Source organism: Pseudomonas japonica (assembly GCF_013522925.1).
Classification (GTDB): domain Bacteria; phylum Pseudomonadota; class Gammaproteobacteria; order Pseudomonadales; family Pseudomonadaceae; genus Aquipseudomonas; species Aquipseudomonas japonica_A.
This window is the reverse complement of sequence record NZ_JAAMQU010000001.1, coordinates 83,490-100,239: the sequence shown is the minus strand read 5'-3', so window position 1 is coordinate 100,239 and position 16,750 is coordinate 83,490. Positions and strand designations below refer to the sequence as shown.

Here is a 16,750-nt window from a genome sequence, read left to right as displayed (position 1 = left end):
AGCGCCTTAGCACACTTCCCCAGCCGCATGCCCCGACGCCCAGGCCCATTGGAAGTTGAACCCACCGAGGTGCCCGGTCACATCCAGTACTTCACCAATGAAATACAGCCCCGGGCTTTTCAGGGATTCCATGGTTTTGGAGGACACTTCGCGGGTGTCCACGCCGCCGAGGGTGACTTCGGCGGTGCGGTAGCCTTCGGTACCCGCCGGCACCAGTTGCCAATCGCCCAGCTGGCTGGCAATCACTTGCAATTGCGCCGGTGTGTACTGTTTCATCGGGCGGGATTCGAACCACTGCTCGCACAGCAATTGGGCCATCTTGCGGGTGAACAGGTCGCCAAGCACGGTGCGAAGCTCGGCATTCGGCCGCTCGGCCTGGGCCGAATCCAGCCACGCCACGGCGTCGTGATCTGGCAGCAGGTTGATCGCCACCACATCACCCGGGGCCCAGAACGATGACACCTGCAGGATCGCCGGGCCACTGAGGCCTCGGTGCGTGAACAGCAGGTTCTCCCGAAAGCTCTGGCCGTTGCAGCTGGCGATGCAGTCCACCGATGTGCCCGACAGCTCGGTGCACAGGGCTTTGAGCTGGTCGGTAATGGTGAAGGGCACCAGCCCGGCGCGGGTTGGCAACACCTGGTGGCCGAACTGGCGCGCCAGCTGGTAGCCGAAGCCTGTCGCACCCAGGGTGGGAATAGACAGGCCACCGGTGGCAATCACCAGGGAGGCGCAGGTAAGCGGCCCGCCGCTGGTCAGCAAGCGATACCCGCCCTCGACCGCCGCCACCTCTTGCACGCTGGTATCGAGCCGAACCTCGGCGCCGGTACGTTCGCATTCAGCCAGCAACAGGCTCAGGATGTCGCTGGCCTTGTTGTCACAGAACAGCTGCCCGAGTTTCTTTTCGTGGTAGGGCACGCCGTAGCCGGCCACCAGGCCAATGAAGTCCCACTGGGTATACCGCGCCAGTGCGGATTTGCAGAAGTGCGGGTTCTGCGAAAGGAAGTTGGCAGGCTCCGTGTACATGTTGGTGAAGTTGCAGCGCCCACCGCCAGACATGAGAATCTTCTTGCCCGCCTTGTTCGCATGGTCGATTACCAGCACCTTGCGCCCGCGTTCCGCGGCGGTGGCGGCACACATCAGGCCGGCGGCGCCAGCCCCGATAACGACGACATCCAACTTCACAACAGGCGCACCCGCAGCGAACGGCCTTTGATCTTGCCTTTGTTGAGGCGATCCAGTGCCTGCTTGGCGACCCCACGCTCAACGGCAACGAAGGCCTGGTAATCGAAGATGGCGATCTTGCCCACCTGGGTACCGGGGATACCCGCGTCGCCCGTGAGCGCGCCCAGGATATCGCCAGGGCGCACCTTGTCCTTGCGCCCACCGGCGATGCACAAGGTTGCCATCGGCGGCACCAGGGGGCCGTCGCCGCGGTTTTGCAGTTCTTCCAATGGGCGCCAGTTCACCTGGGCCTTTTGCAACGCTTCGATGGCTTGCGCGCGGTGGGCTTCGGCCGGGGCAACCAGGCTTACCGCCACACCGCTCTCTCCGGCGCGCCCGGTGCGGCCGATGCGGTGGATGTGAATTTCCGGGTCCCGTGCCAGCTCAACGTTGATCACCAGGTCCAGCCCCTCGATGTCGATCCCGCGGGCGGCAACGTCAGTGGCAACCATCACGCTAGTGGAACGGTTGGCGAACAAGGCCAGCACCTGATCGCGATCGCGCTGCTCCATGTCGCCGTGCAAGGCGCTAGCGCTGATGCCCTTGCTGGTCAACAGGTCGGTCACTTCCTGGCATTGCTGGCGGGTGAAGCAGAACGCCACGCAGGACTGCGGCCGGAAATGCCCCAGCACCTTGAGTACGGCATTGAGGCGCTGTTCGGCGTCAACTTCGTAAAAGCGTTGTTCGATCTTGCGGTCGTCGTGCAATGCCGCCACCTTGACCGTGCGCGGGTTGCGCATGAATCGTGCGGCCAGCGCCTCGATGCCCTTGGGGTAGGTGGCCGAGAACAGCAGCGTCTGGCGGCGGCTCGGGGTTTGCTCGATGATCGCGGCGATGGCGTCCACAAAGCCCATGTCCAGCATGCGGTCCGCTTCGTCGAGCACCAGGGTGTTCAGCCCGCTGAGCACCAGGGTGCCCTTGTCCAGGTGCTGCTGCACGCGGCCGGGGGTACCGACGATGATGTGCGCGCCGTGTTCCAGCGAGCCTACCTGCGGGCCGAACGGCACTCCGCCGCACAGGGTGAGCACCTTGATGTTGTCTTCGGAGCGCGCCAGCCGACGGATTTCCTTGGCCACCTGATCGGCCAGTTCCCGGGTAGGGCAGAGCACCAGCGCCTGGCAGCCGAAGTACCGAGGGTTGATCGGGTTGAGCAGGCCGATGCCGAACGCCGCGGTCTTGCCGCTGCCGGTGCTGGCCTGGGCAATCAGGTCGGCGCCCTCGAGGATGGCCGGCAGGCTTTGCGCCTGGATCGGTGTCATCTGCGTGTAGCCCAGCGATGCAAGGTTGGCGAGCATCGCTGGCGACAGCGGCAGGGTTTCGAAGGCGGTTGCGGTCACGGAAGCGGTCCTGCAAAAAAAATGTGGCGCAGTTTAGCAGCCCGCGGCCGATCTCCCTATGCGTCTGGGCCGGGCGGCGGACGAACAGCGCGGCGGCCGACCTCTGGTGACAGCTGAACGAAGATGGTGGCCGCAAACATCGCCATCAAGCCAATGGTGAAGAAGGTCAGATGGAAGGCACTCAGCACATCCTCTACACCGTCCTTGCCGATCGCTGATTCGAACCCGCCCAGCAGGGCGCCGGCACACGCCACGCCAAGGCTCATGGAAAGCTGCGCCACTACCGACAACAGGCTGTTGCCGCTGCTGGCTTCCTGATCGCCAAGGTCGATGAGCGTCACCGTGTTCATGGCGGTGAACTGCATGGAGTTGATCGCGCCCAGTACGCCCAGAAGCGCCAGCAACAGGGGATAAGGCGTATCGGCCGTGACCAGCCCAAGGCTTGCCAGCAAGATCCCGAGGGCAACGGTGTTGGCGGTGAGCAACGTGCGGTAGCCAAACCGCTCGATCAATGGCCGCGCCAGCGACTTGGCCACCATGGCGGCGGCTGCGAGGGGGATCATGCTCATGCCCGCCAGCGAGGGTGAGTAACCCATGCCCACTTGCAGCAGCAGCGGCACCAGGAACGGCAGCGCCCCGGAGCCCAGCCGCGCGAAGAGGTTGCCCAGGATGCCCACCGCGAAGCTGCGCGTACGGAACAGGCTGGCGGCGAACAAGGGCGCTTCGGTGTGAACGGCGCGCAGCCAGTAAGCGGCCAGGCACGCCATGCCGGCGAACAGCAGCAGCACCACGCGAAGGTGGGGCAGGTGGAGTTCGCCCAGGCCCTCCATGGCAATGGTGATCAGCACCATGGCGGCGCCGAATAGCGCGAAGCCCAACCCGTCGAACCGGGTTCGCTCGCCGCCGGGAAGCTCTGGCAGCAACTTCCGTACCGCAACGCAGCCGAGAATGCCCACAGGCAGGTTGATGAGGAAGATCCAGTGCCAGGTGAGGTACTCCACCATCCAGCCGCCCATGGTGGGGCCGATCAGCGGGCCCAGCAGCCCGGGCACGGTGATGAAGCTCAGAATGCGCACCAGCTCCGAGCGCGGATAGGCCCGCAGTACCACCAGCCGGCCTACCGGGAGTAGCAGCGCACCGCCCAGGCCTTGCAGGATACGGGCGCCGACGAGCATCGGTAGCGTGGCAGACACCGCGCACAGCAGCGAACCGAAGGTGAACAGGGCGATGGCGCTCATGAACACGCGCTTGATGCCGAAGCGGTCAGCCACCCAGCCCGAAGCGGGTATCAGCAGCGCAACTGTAAGCATGTAGGCGATGACCACCGACTGCATGCGCAGCGGGTCTTCAGCCAGGTCGCGCGCCATGGCGGGGAGGGCGGTGTTGAGAATGGTGCCGTCGAGCGATTGCATGAAGAAGGCGATGGCCACCACCCAAGGGATCCAGCGGGCGGTGGCGGGGTCGAGCGTGGCGTGGGTAGGCATATCACCTCTTCAGTAACAGGCCGCCTCGCTCGCAGGCCTTCAGAGCGTCAACCGAAGCCGGTTGACCAGTGCGCCGGGCAAGCGGCTCGAGGCGGTGTGGCGTTGTTCATAGGTGTTGGTCGAAACGATCAGCTCGCGCTCCCGGGTAAGGGCCAGAAGCTGGCTGCCCAGAAGATCGTAGACGCTGTCATCGAAGCGCATGGTGTCTACGGGGCCTACGATCTGACCGTTCTCGACCCAGAAAGTCGCAAAGCGGGTAAGGCCGGTAAGCCGCGCCGCGGGCATGTCCGAGTAATTCAGGTACCACAAGTTATTAACGTATAGCCCCCGGTCCAATGCCTGTGGCACCTCGTTCAAAGGCAACTCACCGGGTGCGAGGTCGAGGGCGACCGGGCCTTCACCTGGGTCCGCGCCGTTACACGGCATGCCGTATTCGATGGCGCTGCGGCTGCTGACAAGCCGCTCGCCCGCCACACCGTTGGTAATCAGCGAAAGGTCATGCCGAGGGCGGCCTTCAGAGCTGAACGCAGGGCTGAGCGAACCGGTTATCCGCTCGTTCAGGTTTATAGCAGCGCTCAGCGCAGCCTGGCCGCTGTACAGCTTTTGCAACGGGCTGGCCTGGCTTTCCAGCGCCTGGGCGGAAAAGCCACCCCAGGCCAGCATGCCGAGCAATTCATCCAGGGCGGCGGGCGCCAGATACGCGCGATAGTCGCCGGGCTTCACGCTCACTGGCGGCAAGCCCAGATAGCCCAGCTGTTCGCGTGCAATGGCCAACTGTTGATCGAAAGCGCCCGGGTGCCAACCCGGCGCGGCAAGGCCGGCCTTTACTGCCTGGCCGTTACGGTGGAACAGGCTCCAGTCCACATGCAGGTTGTGGGCCTGGTGCCAGCCAAAGGCACCAGCACTGTTGGCAAAGCCTCGATAGATCGGGCCGCTGGCAAGAATGCCAACCAGGTCCAGGCCCGCGGCTTCGGTGCAGATATGCTCGACTACCTGGGCGGTATCCACTTCGGCAGCGCTTTCAGGCACCCTGCGCACCTTCCATACGGCTGTGTTGCGCGCCAGCCATGGATCGGCGGGCAACAGTGGCAGCAATTGACGGAGCTGTTCGATAGCGCCCAATACGTTGCCGGTGTCGTGCGCGGTGCCCGCCAATGTCAGCTGAACGCTCGCCTGGCGAGTGCCGTCGTCCAGTACCAGGTTGAGCCTGGCCTGCCGTACCTGCCCGGCCTGGCGAACGCGTGCCTGGTTGAAGCGAACGAATTGCGAAGCCTCCGCCTCCAGCGAAAGGCTGAGGTTCTCGCCATCGCGCAGGCCGCCGAGAGCGGCCTGTGCCAGTTGCTCGAAACGCTCGACTGCAATCATTCCCGCCCACCAAATACGTCGATATCGGAGAACAGGCAAGCGGGCGAAGCATGGCCCACGCGCACTACCTGATTAGGCTCGCCCTTGCCGCAGTTGGGTGTGCCCAACACTTCCAGCGTGCCCAGGTCGCCCACGCCTTTGAGGCTTCTCCAGAAACTGGACGAAATGCCGCGGTAATTGGGGTTTTTCACTACCGCGCCCAAACGTCCATTTTCGATCAGCTGGCCCCATTGGCAGCCAAACTGAAACTTGTTGCGAGCGTCATCGATGGACCACGACCGGTTGGTGCGCATCAGAATGCCATGCTCGACCGAACCGATCAGTGCCTCGAGCGATTGCTCGCCCGGTTCGATATTGATGTTGGCCATGCGGTCGATCGGCGCGCGGTTCCAGCTTGAAGCCCTGCTGTTGGCCAGCCCGGCCAGGCCGCTGCGTATTGAAGACAGTGGGCTGCCCAGTGGGCGCAACAGGATCCCGCCCCGGATCAGCCACACCTTGGACGCGCGCGTACCGTCATCGTCGAAGGCGTAGCTGGCCAATTGCTCGGGACGCTCGGGATCGAAAGTAACGTTGAGCAGGGGCGAGCCATAACGCAGGCTGCCGAAGTCTTCCTGCTTTACGAAACTGGTGCCGGCATAGTTACGCTCATCGCCAAGAATGCGGTCCAGTTCCAATGGATGGCCGATCGATTCGTGAATCTGAAGTGCCATCTGGTCCGGCATCAACAGCAGGTCGCGCGGCCCTTCAGGCGTATTGGGCGCTAGCAGCAATTGGAGGGCTTCATCGGCCACGCGGGCAGCACTGCCGCCCAGGCCCAGGCGCTGCAGTACGTCCAGCCCGCCTTGCTGGCCGAAGTTCTCCCGGCCGAGGGTACGGGTCTGGCTGTCGTGCTCGTTTGCCGCCGTAACGCTCACACCCGGATACACAAAGCGAAACGCCTGGCGCAGCTCGGCGCCGGCGCTGTTGAAATACAGCTGCTCGACCTCGCTCACAGCCAGGCTGGTTTCCCAGTTGGCGAAGCGGGGATCGTTCGGCACCTGACTGGCCTCGGCCTGGAGTAGCGCCAGGCAGTCTTTGATGGAAGCAAATGGCCGCTCTACACCGGGCGCGAGGTAATCGTGTTGGCCATCAGCCATACTCAGCGGCGCCAGGTCAACGAGGCCCAGCCCCGCGAGCTGGCGGGCAAGGGCTTCGGCACGCTCCAGCGCGGACTGCAGGCCAGCTTGGGAGAGATCACTGGTGGCCGCATAGGCTTCGCTGCCACCCACGCGGGCGATCAGCATGGCGCCTTCATCGAGCGTGAGCCGGGGTGGCTCGGCCACGCCGCGCCTCACACAAAGGTAATGATCCGCCTGCCGCACATGCCGCAACGAATACGCCTGTGCCGACGTGCGCAGCGCCTTGAAGCGCTCGCGCAGCGTTGCGGTGAGGGCGAAGGCCGGGCCGCTCAGATGGGGCAACCCTTGGCTCGCAGGATGGCATCGAACCGCTTGGGATCGAGCGTGCCGTTGGCAATGCCTTCGAGGGTGGCGCGCTCACGGGCCAGCAAGTCGTTGCAGCGCTGTACCAGCTCGGGCAACTCGGCGCGCGCCGCGGCTACTACGCCGTCACCGTCACCGATCATCAGGTCGCCCGGCATTACCAGCATGCCTGCGCAGGAAATCGGCACGTTGATTTCGCCGCCGCCGTCTGTGCTCGGGCCACGGTGCACGGCACCGATCGCATACACCGGCAGCTCGCCGGTCTGCCACTCATCCACGTCACGCAGTGCGCCGTTGATGACTACACCAGCGATGCCGGCTTTCAGTGCCATGGCGCGCATGATGCCGCCGAATACCGCGCGGGTGAGGTCGGCGCTGCCGTCGATCACCAGTACGTCGCCGGGGCGGGCCATCTGCATGGCCTTGAGGATCATCAGGTTATCGCCGGGGCGTACCCGCACGGTCAGCGCGCTGCCCAGCATGGGCTTGTTGCCGTGGAACGCCTTGAGGCCCAGGCCCCCTACGTTACGGCCAAGGCAGTCACTGACGGCGGCAGCGGGGATCTTGCTGAATTCGGTCAGCCACTTGGGATCAAGGGGCTCGACGTTGGGGTTGATCATGTAGCCGGCTGGCCATTTGCTCGAAGATACGACATCAAACATGGGTATGAAACCTCGGCGAAACCACGGCGCTGGCCGATGCCAGCGTGACGGGGAACTCTTCTCTTGGGTGAACAAGCTTAGGCCCCGCCTTGGCTGTACCGCAAGCGGCGCGGGAATGCTGGCTTAACGATGGCTGAATCGATTAGGTGTTTGATTGCGCGGCTGAGCGTCAACCCCTATCTGCCCTTCGAATGGGGCGATAATCCCCACGCCCCGCGATTCTTGAGATGTAACGCGCCCGGTGCCGGCTTATTTGTTGAGATGCACGGCAGTGGAGCCGTTTATGTAAACGAGGATGCCGGAGAGGTCGATCATGCCGTTCTCATGCATCCTGAGCCTGCTACTGCCTACCTCCAAAGTAATGGATGTAGCTGCTGAAATCGTAACCGCTCCGTTCTCAGCCGTTACGCTATACGTCCCTTCGTGCGCGGAAACGCTGATATCCCGTTTCACCGTCTCGGAATGACTGCCGTCCACCTCGATACGGCGGTTCCCAGCGACCCGATGATGCTCGTCTGCCTCTACTTCGGTAAGCAGATCGCGCTCGGCATGAAGGCAGATTCGCTCAGCCCCATCACGATCATCAAAACTGAGAAAACTGGCATTCGAACCGTTGCCCTTGAGCGATCGGGTCATGAACCCGCTCCTGGCCTTGTTGGCAGGGAGCTGCCAAGGTGGGAGATTCACGCTGTTGTACAAACTACCAGTTATCAGCGGGCGATCCGGATCTCCATCCAGAAACTCGACCACCACTTCATCACCTACGCGGGGGACACTTATATGGCCAAAGCCGCCACTGGCTGCTGGCTGAGCTACACGCACCCAACATGAGCTCATGTCATCATTACGGCCGTATCTGTCCCAGTGGAACTGGATCTTTACCCTGCCGAGCTCATCGGTATAGATCTCCTCGCCTTTAGGGCCGACAATTATCGCCGTCTGAGGTCCGTTGATTGTCGGCCGTAATGTGTTCAGCGCGGGACGAAAAGGTATTTTTGATCGTACGCATTCGAACGTGTTGAAATACTGCGCCTCTACCTCGTCGAGGTAGTTGTTTACTCCGGTATGCTTGATGCTCATGGGCAAAAAATTGCGATCTTCCGGGGAACCTTGGTCGTGCTCGTAGTGGCCGCTTAGTTCGAACGTGTAGCCGGGTCGCAATGCGCGGCAGTCGCCTTTTCCTTCGAACGCTTTGCCGCCAAGCTCCAGCAATTCGATCCTTCTACGGACCAATGCTTCCCCCTCGTTATAGTCTTTATGAGTGTAATGGCCCATATAATCATACAATTCAAAGGTCGGCGCTTCGCCTTGCTCGGTGACCGTTTTCATATAGACAGGAAGGCGATTTCTCGGCTGCCGGTAGTCAAACGTCTGGGTGGTCATCGATCCTGAGTGCAGTGCGCGCGCAGCGTTCCATTCGATGATGGAGTCCAGCCGGGAAGTTCTGGAGTCCATGTCAAAAGGAATTACAGGCTGTTCCGGCAAGGCTGTAAGCCTGCTGGAGTCGTCCAGGATAACCAAAGTATGGCTATCGGGATCATGCTCGAAGTAGAATAAGAGCCCCTCGGATTCAAGCAGGCGTAACACGAAGTGGTAGTCACTTTCCCTGTATTGAGTGATATAGCTGCGCGGCTTAAGCGGGGCAGTGATCCTGAATCTATAATTGGCCAGCCCTTGGTATTCCTGGAAGATCTCGGTGATAACATCGACGACTGTTTTGTCCTGGAAGATGCGGGAGTTATGGCGCTGCTCCAGCAGGCTTAGCCAGGAACCCATTAGTGCCGTGTAATGGCATGTGTTGTCGTCGGTGCTGCGCTTGCCAAAGCCGGTAATGATGCCGTTTATATACCGGGTTCTGTTTCGATTAAGCGCAATCTCAACTGTTACGGATTGCCCCAGTACCGACTTCAATTTTATGTTTCGGTTGGGAGATATCAAGTCAAGCTTGAACCCAAAGTCTTCCGATAACCCCTCTCCGCCGCTGAATGAGGCGATCATCAACTCGGCGTGTAACTTTAGCCCAGTCTTTAGCTTGAGCAGCCTGTTTTCTTGAGATGTGAAGAGTGGTAGGAGAGAATTTGGCATTTATACCCCTGGTTTTTCTGAAGGCAGATTATGAAATGGAGTGCCTGATGGTTGGGCCAATGGTTAACTGATTTATGACGATGGCCGAGACTTGAGGAGGTTTTCAAGCCAGCGAGCGAACCGGCTTATCCACCAGCGGCGTCGTGCTTCTCGTATTTCTTCTATTTGAAAGAACGTAAATCGCATCGAGGCGCTTCGCTCTTCTTTTATCAAGTCGCGTAGGCCTGCGATGAAGTGGCGGCCTTGGTAAATAATGCAGAGCGCGCACGCTAACATGACTCCAGACATTAGTAGCCAGGCGGTGGCGCCCCCGATATTCTCAATGACCGTTGCGCCTGCAATGAAAGCCAAAACTGAAAGGATTTGGTTCCTGGTGCTTGGCGGGTCCGCGTAATCGAAAATATGAGCTTTTCCATCTTTACAGTAAAATGGAGATGAGGTTGTGCGTTTTATTGCAAACCATGCTACTAAGGCCGCAGAGATTATGTATGGGGACGACAGTATTAAATATTTATAGTGTTCGGGCGGGGCAGGGCTTTCCTTGTGCCAGATATAGAGCATGAGCATAGATAGGTGGGTAGGGATGAAAATCAAATAGCCTAAAGTTGTGAGTATGTATGCTGTATAGCTCTCGTTTCGATAAGCAAGAAATAAGTTCCAGGCGGAATTGAGTGCGAAAATTACAATCCATAAGCACCAGTAGTAAAAATTTCCCCATGGGGCTATCAATAAGAGCACTGGAGCGCCAAAAAAAGATCGGGTGCAGGTTTGTTTTAAGCTAAATGGGTTCGGCATGGCTTAATCCGTCAGTAAGTCACCAAGCTTCTTGTCGAGCCCCAGTTCCCCTATGCCGTAGAGTGAGCCTAAGCTTGCTGCCCAACTTGCACCAATTACGATCAAAAGTGCTACTGGTCCCGTTCCGATTACCAGTGTTGCGGCCCATCCGCCTACAATTATGCTGGCGGCTACGGCAGCAATATTGGCCGGTTGGCTGTAAGCCGATTTTCTATAGAACTCATCGAGTGTTGCCGAGCTTCTATAATCCAGATACGCCTGCGGCCCGACTGCCAACACAACCCCCGCGGTGCCACTCGGGGAATACTTCAGGAGGCCTCTTGCTCCATCTGCAGCCAGCCAGGCCTTCCTGCTCAAGCCCCGCTTGGCTCCGTACACCGGAACGTTGACGACACCGGGCATTCGATGTCGTTGGGTGTAGTACACCGATTCCGCCGTTGCAGGGATTTGAAAATGCAGTACGCCTCGTAGCCACACCAGTTTTATCTTCCCCTTGCTGATCTTCTTTGCGGACCTTGCGCCTGCCTTGCCTCGCATATCTACCCAGTTCTTGAGCCGAGCCTTCTGGTCGGGCGGCAAGTCAAGCAAATCGGACACGCTTTTGTTTTGTGCCAAAGCGAGCGACATGTTGGAGAGGTTTACTACCGTTCCTGCAATGTTTGCTGGTGAAAATAGAAGTGGGCCAATTCCCTTAATGCCCTCGGCCATCTGCTGAACCTGTTGGAGTTTCTCCAGGTTTATATCGGCTGCGGCTGACATCTGCCTGAGCAGCCGTTGCAGTAGGCTCACTGATTCTTCCACCTCCCTCGCTGACATGGGCTCGTCGGATTTCAGCTGATGAATAATGAAAACGGTTGCGTTGTAGTCGCTGGTTGCGTAGAGCTCACCCATATTGGGGGCGTTCGCCATTAGTCGGTTAGCGATATTCGCCGGCCATAAGGGTTCGCCCGTACCCAGCATTCCATGCTGTCGGAGACCGCCACGGGGATTGGCGACTGTACAACGGGGATAGTTATCCATTCTGTAGTCCGCTCCTTCTCCGCTTGGTAAAAATGCAACTGAATATTTTCAAGATACCAACGCCTTCGCGCCAACTGATTAAGTGCCTTAGTGGCACATACACTGGCGGGCCACGCAGGTAGGTGCGCAAGAAGATACGCGCCGAGCGGGCAACGTCAACCAATGAAATGTTCGAGGTTATATAGAATCATTCAGTGATATTTCTCACTTTCCTACAGCATGCCGGTGCGAGCGCCGAAAATACTGGTTTTTGCGGAGAGTGTGCGCCACGCTAAAGGTAAAAGTTCGAAACACTTTAGTAGAGTGGTATCCAAAAGCGAAAGCTCGTGACTGGAGCAGCGAGCACTCGATTCAAGGTGATGGTCGTGAACTGAAGAGATTTTTAACCCAGCGAGCGAACCGGCTTATCCACCAGCGGCTTCGTGCTTCCCGTATTTCTTCTATTTGCAGGAACGTATATCGCATTGAGGCGCTTCGTTCTTCTTTTATCAGGTCGCGAAGGCCTGCGATGAAATGGCGGCCTTGGTAAATAATGTAAAGCGCACACGCCAACATCACCCCAGACATTAATAGCCAGGCGGTGGCGCCCCCGATATTCTCAATGACCGTTGCGCCTGCAATGAAAGCCAAAACTGAAAGGATTTGGTTCCTGGTGCTTGGCGGCTCCGCGTAATCGAAAATATGAGCTTTTCCATCTTTACAGTAAAATGGAGATGAGGTTGTGGGTCTTGTCAACGTCCATCCCATAAACCCGAATACGATAATGGGTGGTACTAGTATGAGTAGGTAGCTGGTATTTGCGCGAAGCGATGGATCCTGATCGAGCCAGATATAAAACATGGCTATAGATAGATGAGTAGGAATTAATACTAAATATCCTAAAAATGTAGATATATACGCGGTATAGCTTTCGTTTCGATAAATAAGGTTTAGAATCCAAGCGGCGTTAAATCCGGCAATAATGATCCATAAGCCCCAATATAACGCATTTCCCCACGGCGCTATCAGTAATATCAGTGGAGCGCTTAAAAACGATTTTATGCGAATTTCTTCTGGGATAAGCACGTCTGGCATGAGCTGTTTATTCCGTCAGTAAGTCGCCAAGTTTTTTATCTAGCTTCAATTCTCCTGCCAAGAAAAGCGTACCTACGCTTACTGCCCAGCCTACAGCTAGCAGAATTACAAAAGCGGGTCCGAACCTTACAATTTTGGCCGATTTTATAATAATTTTGCCTGCCGCTATCCCTCCCGCTACGGCAGCAATATTGGCAGGTTGGCTGTAAGCCGACTTTCTATAAAACTCATCCAGTGTTGCCGAGCTTCTATAATCCAGATACGCCTGCGGCCCGACTGCCAACACAACCCCCGCGGTGCCACTCGAGGAATACTTCAGGAGGCCTCTTGCTCCATCTGCAGCCAGCCAGGCCTTCCTGCTCAAGCCCCGCTTGGCTCCGTACACCGGAACGTTGACGACACCGGGCATTCGATGTCGTTGGGTGTAGTACACCGATTCCGCCGTTGCAGGGATTTGAAAATGCAGTACGCCTCGTAGCCACACCAGTTTTATCTTCCCCTTGCTGATCTTCTTTGCGGACCTTGCGCCTGCCTTGCCTCGCATATCTACCCAGTTCTTGAGCCGAGCCTTCTGGTCGGGCGGCAAGTCAAGCAAATCGGACACGCTTTTGTTTTGTGCCAAAGCGAGCGACATGTTGGAGAGGTTTACTACCGTTCCTGCAATGTTTGCTGGTGAAAATAGAAGTGGGCCAATTCCCTTAATGCCCTCGGCCATCTGCTGAACCTGTTGGAGTTTCTCCAGGTTTATATCGGCTGCGGCTGACATCTGCCTGAGCAGCCGTTGCAGTAGGCTCACTGATTCTTCCACCTCCCTCGCTGACATGGGCTCGTCGGATTTCAGCTGATGAATAATGAAAACGGTTGCGTTGTAGTCGCTGGTTGCGTAGAGCTCACCCATATTGGGGGCGTTCGCCATTAGTCGGTTAGCGATATTCGCCGGCCATAAGGGTTCGCCCGTACCCAGCATTCCATGCTGTCGGAGACCGCCACGGGGATTGGCGACTGTACAACGGGGATAGTTATCCATTCTGTAGTCCGCTCCTTCTCCGCTTGGTAAAAATGCAACTGAATATTTTCAAGATACCAACGCCTTCGCGCCAACTGATTAAGTGCCTTAGTGGCACATACACTGGCGGGCCACGGAGGTAGGTGCGCAAGAAGATACGCGCCGAGCGGGCAACGTCAACCAATGAAATGTTCGAGGTTATATAGAATCATTCACTGATATTTCCCACTTTCCTACAGCATGCCGGTGCGAGCGCCGAAAATACTGGTTGTACGGAGAGTGTGCCTACGCTAAACGTAAAAGTTAGAAACACTTTAGTAGGGCCGAATTAAGGCTCGGCCGTGAGGCTGTGCACTGCGATAGGGGCGTTCGGAAAAGCCTGGAAACTTTTAGCCTGCCGCCCGTTCAAGTTCTTCGACTTTCCCGGGCGAGGAGCGATAACGTGTTGAGCCACGCATTAGCGGAGCTACAGGTCGCGCCAGAGCGAATCGAATTCATCATCGCGCCCTGCGCCATCCGGGCTGGCCGGGCGGGCCGCGGGCTGGGCTACCTGTTCGGCGAAGCGGTACTCGAACTGGTTGAAGCTGCCGGTACTTGCAAGCCGCTTGAGCAGGCTGGCGCGGTTTTCGTCGCCGTTGGTGTTAAGCACGATCTTGTGGCCTTCCTGGAAGGGCAGGCGCGGCGCCAGCAGGGTGGCGGGTATGTCGATGGCGCGGATCTCCGGCAGTACCAAGCCACGCAAGTACTCACTGTGAGGGTCGTCGCCGCGTACCAGTTGCAGGCCACAGGGCTGGGCGTGCGGGGCGATGAGCTCGATACCCATTTGTGTACCACCGTCGCGCACCTGGCGAATCCACCGCACCACGGCCACGCTCCAGCCTTGCGCGGGCGCATCCTGGATGCCCACCAATTCGCCTGCCTGCAGCTGGGAGGGTACTTCCTTGCGCCACGCCAGGCAGTAACCACCAGGGCTGTGGTTCACGATCTGCAAACTGTAGGTGGGAAATTCAGGCGCTAGCCCTTGATTCCCGACGCGCTCGGGTTCGTATTCGATTTCCTCTACCGCCGGAACCTCCATTACCGGGCCCCACACGCCTTGCTTCCCCAAGGCATTGAATTGCGCCGAGGTGGTGCTACCGGGCAACCCGAGCTGCTCGCCGAACGTTCGCTCGCCGCCCAGGTAATAGTGCATGGCGCTCATGCCGATGCACACCGTAAGGTTTCCGTCTCCGGGCGTACGCTGGAACGTGCGCTCGGCCACGTTCCCCCAGGCAGCCGCCACGTGTTGCAGCACATCAGTGCTGAAACCGGGTGGCACCGCGAAGCGCGCCTGGGGGCGCTGTTCGATCGGCAGTGCCAGGTATTCCTTGATGTGATGAGCAAGCAGCGCGGTATCGAGCCCGAGCAACTGGCTCAACTCCGCCTCTTCGAACAGTGCCTTGTAGCGTGGCGGGCCATCGGTGGCGGGTGCCACGGCAAACAGGCTGCTGGCAGCGAGGGCCGGCTGCACCCGCGCGTACTGGCTCCAGCTCTCGAGCATCTCGGCCAGGCGCATGATTGCGGTCTGGCGCATCTGATTGCAGCGTGAGCTGCCCAGCAGCAGGGCGGCGACGTAGGTTTGCTCCGGCGTGAGCGCCTTGACGTTATGGGCCAGGCCGTCGGCTACCGATGTGTGCTGAACCTTGTGCTCGCACGCTACCAGGTAGAGATGATGCAGCTCGTGCCAAAGCCGCTCCGGTACCGGGCAATACAGCAGCGCGGCACGCACCAGAGGGCCATAGAGGCAATGAAGCGCCCGCTGCACGGAAATGGCCAGGGCCGTAGAGTGCTCACGGCCGGCCGAGGCCACGCGTACCACAATGATCTTGTAGCCGGCCGCGAGGTGGTTCTGCAGTGCCTGGCAGAGGTTCGCGACCTTGCGGGCGCGCTCGTCCAGCACGATGGCCTGATTGAGGAAGTGCCGCTCCAGCTGCTTGCACACGTAATACACTTCGGGCCGCAGCAGTTCCAGCAGCTGCAAACGGTTTTCGCTGGGTGTCACCAGCTGGTTGAGCTCGGCGAGGCCCTGGTACAGCAGCCGCGCCGTTTCGCCGATGTTCGCCTTGGGGAGCTCGGATATCCATCGCTTGAGGTCGCGCGGGTTCGCCTCGCAGAACGTCAACGTGTTCTGCGAGGGCGTAGGCGCGCGTAGCGAAAGATGGGGGCTGGGGCGAAGCATCCAGTGATTCCTGATCATCGTGCGAAGCGTGTGCGGCTTCGGCTCGGGAACGCATGGCCGTTGGCAGGCCGTCGTTTATCGGACTCTAACAGCATCCTGATTACGTCACACCCGCCGCAAAATACATCATTGGGCCACTGTCGGCATACCCAATACCTGGCCCATGCGTACAGGGGACACGGCTGCCAGGTGGTGGCCCCAGGTGACCTGATCCGGGCCGAACAGCATGATCACGGTGGAACCCAACTTGAAGCGCCCCATTTCCTCACCCTTTTCCAGATGAATGGGGCCACGCGCCGCTTCGTCGTAACGCCAGCTTTTGAGTGCGCGCTTGGGCGGCGTTACCAGGCCTGCCCACACCGTCTCGATGGAGGCCACGATCATTGCGCCCACCAGCACCATCGCCATCGGCCCACGCTCGGTATCGAACAGGCACACCACGCGTTCATTACGGGCGAACAGCTCGGGCACGTTTTCGGCGGTGGTCTGGTTCACCGAAAAGATCCGGCCCGGCACGTAGATCATTTCGCGCAGGGTGCCGGCCAAGGGCATGTGCACCCGATGGTAGTCACGTGGCGACAGGTAGACCGTGGCGAAGCTGCCCCCCATGAATTGCGCCGCATGGGCGGGGTCGCCGCCCAGCAGCTCGAGCACGCTGTAGCTGTGCCCCTTGGCCTGGAACACCCGGCCATGTTCGATGGGGCCCATCTGGCTGATGGCGCCGTCGGCCGGGGACAGGATGGCGCCGGGGGTAGGGTCCAGCGGGCGAGCGCCAGGCTTCAGGGCCCGGGTGAAGAAGGCGTTGAAGTGCTCGTAGGCGGTAATGTCTTCAACCTGCGCTTCGCTCATGTCCACGTTGAAGCGGCGGACGAACCAGCCGGTGAAGGCGTTCTTGAGCCAGCGCGCCCGGCATTCCGCCACGCAGCCGGCCAACCTGGACAGCAGGTGGTGGGGCAGCAGGTATTGGGAAAGGATGAACAACCGATCTTTCATGGATAACCC

12 protein-coding genes are annotated in these 16,750 nt (G+C 59.3%); all 12 read right to left on the bottom strand.

Annotated elements, in window-relative coordinates; genetic code table 11:
- Positions 1-6: 6 nt before the first annotated feature.
- Positions 7-1,182 (bottom strand): BaiN/RdsA family NAD(P)/FAD-dependent oxidoreductase, encoded by a 1,176-nt coding sequence (locus G7016_RS00440; RefSeq protein ID WP_308812118.1) that lies wholly within the window; start codon positions 1,180-1,182, stop codon positions 7-9.
- Positions 1,179-2,558 carry an ATP-dependent RNA helicase DbpA gene (gene dbpA / locus G7016_RS00435; protein WP_181110865.1) on the bottom strand — a complete coding sequence of 460 codons (1,380 nt, stop codon included), beginning with the start codon at positions 2,556-2,558 and terminating at the stop codon, positions 1,179-1,181. Before dbpA ends, G7016_RS00440 begins: the two co-directional genes overlap by 4 nt.
- A gap of 56 nt (positions 2,559-2,614) precedes the next feature.
- Positions 2,615-4,042, bottom strand: a complete 1,428-nt coding sequence (gene mdtD / locus G7016_RS00430; RefSeq protein ID WP_181110864.1) for a multidrug transporter subunit MdtD — start codon at positions 4,040-4,042, stop codon at positions 2,615-2,617.
- Positions 4,043-4,081: 39 nt separating this feature from the next.
- On the bottom strand, positions 4,082-5,407 hold the full coding sequence (locus tag G7016_RS00425; RefSeq protein ID WP_181110863.1) for a TldD/PmbA family protein: 1,326 nt from the start codon (positions 5,405-5,407) through the stop codon (positions 4,082-4,084).
- Complete coding sequence (locus G7016_RS00420) at positions 5,404-6,858, bottom strand: TldD/PmbA family protein (protein ID WP_181111277.1); 1,455 nt, start codon at positions 6,856-6,858, stop codon at positions 5,404-5,406. Before G7016_RS00420 ends, G7016_RS00425 begins: the two co-directional genes overlap by 4 nt.
- Positions 6,855-7,550, bottom strand: a complete 696-nt coding sequence (locus G7016_RS00415; RefSeq protein ID WP_181110862.1) for an RraA family protein — start codon at positions 7,548-7,550, stop codon at positions 6,855-6,857. The genes G7016_RS00420 and G7016_RS00415 overlap by 4 nt, the downstream gene beginning before the upstream one ends.
- Before the next feature lie 249 nt (positions 7,551-7,799).
- Positions 7,800-9,635, bottom strand: a complete 1,836-nt coding sequence (locus G7016_RS00410) for a type VI secretion system Vgr family protein (protein WP_181110861.1) — start codon at positions 9,633-9,635, stop codon at positions 7,800-7,802.
- Between the two features lie 798 nt (positions 9,636-10,433).
- On the bottom strand, positions 10,434-11,450 hold the full coding sequence (locus tag G7016_RS00405) for a hypothetical protein (protein ID WP_181110860.1): 1,017 nt from the start codon (positions 11,448-11,450) through the stop codon (positions 10,434-10,436).
- A 351-nt stretch (positions 11,451-11,801) separates the two neighbouring features.
- On the bottom strand, positions 11,802-12,524 hold the full coding sequence (locus G7016_RS00400; RefSeq protein ID WP_181110859.1) for a hypothetical protein: 723 nt from the start codon (positions 12,522-12,524) through the stop codon (positions 11,802-11,804).
- A 7-nt stretch (positions 12,525-12,531) separates the two neighbouring features.
- The gene (locus G7016_RS00395; protein WP_181110858.1) at positions 12,532-13,551 is read right to left on the bottom strand and encodes a hypothetical protein; all 1,020 of its coding nucleotides are present in this window, start codon (positions 13,549-13,551) and stop codon (positions 12,532-12,534) included.
- Between the two features lie 445 nt (positions 13,552-13,996).
- A complete protein-coding gene (locus tag G7016_RS00390; protein ID WP_181110857.1) occupies positions 13,997-15,748 on the bottom strand; it encodes a molecular chaperone in 1,752 nt (583 codons plus the stop codon).
- A 126-nt stretch (positions 15,749-15,874) separates the two neighbouring features.
- Positions 15,875-16,741, bottom strand: a complete 867-nt coding sequence (gene asd / locus G7016_RS00385; protein ID WP_181110856.1) for an archaetidylserine decarboxylase — start codon at positions 16,739-16,741, stop codon at positions 15,875-15,877.
- Positions 16,742-16,750 lie beyond the last annotated feature (9 nt).

Excerpts from the sequence above, each read along its gene's own strand:
- G7016_RS00425 (WP_181110863.1), bottom strand. The coding sequence starts at position 5,407 with ATGATTGCAGTCGAGCGTTTCGAGCAACTGGCACAGGCCGCTCTCGGC.
- mdtD (WP_181110864.1), bottom strand. The coding sequence starts at position 4,042 with ATGCCTACCCACGCCACGCTCGACCCCGCCACCGCCCGCTGGATCCCT.
- asd (WP_181110856.1), bottom strand. The coding sequence starts at position 16,741 with ATGAAAGATCGGTTGTTCATCCTTTCCCAATACCTGCTGCCCCACCAC.
- G7016_RS00410 (WP_181110861.1), bottom strand. The coding sequence starts at position 9,635 with ATGCCAAATTCTCTCCTACCACTCTTCACATCTCAAGAAAACAGGCTG.
- G7016_RS00390 (WP_181110857.1), bottom strand. The coding sequence starts at position 15,748 with ATGCTTCGCCCCAGCCCCCATCTTTCGCTACGCGCGCCTACGCCCTCG.
- G7016_RS00395 (WP_181110858.1), bottom strand. The coding sequence starts at position 13,551 with ATGGATAACTATCCCCGTTGTACAGTCGCCAATCCCCGTGGCGGTCTC.
- G7016_RS00400 (WP_181110859.1), bottom strand. The coding sequence starts at position 12,524 with ATGCCAGACGTGCTTATCCCAGAAGAAATTCGCATAAAATCGTTTTTA.
- G7016_RS00415 (WP_181110862.1), bottom strand. The coding sequence starts at position 7,550 with ATGTTTGATGTCGTATCTTCGAGCAAATGGCCAGCCGGCTACATGATC.
- G7016_RS00405 (WP_181110860.1), bottom strand. The coding sequence starts at position 11,450 with ATGGATAACTATCCCCGTTGTACAGTCGCCAATCCCCGTGGCGGTCTC.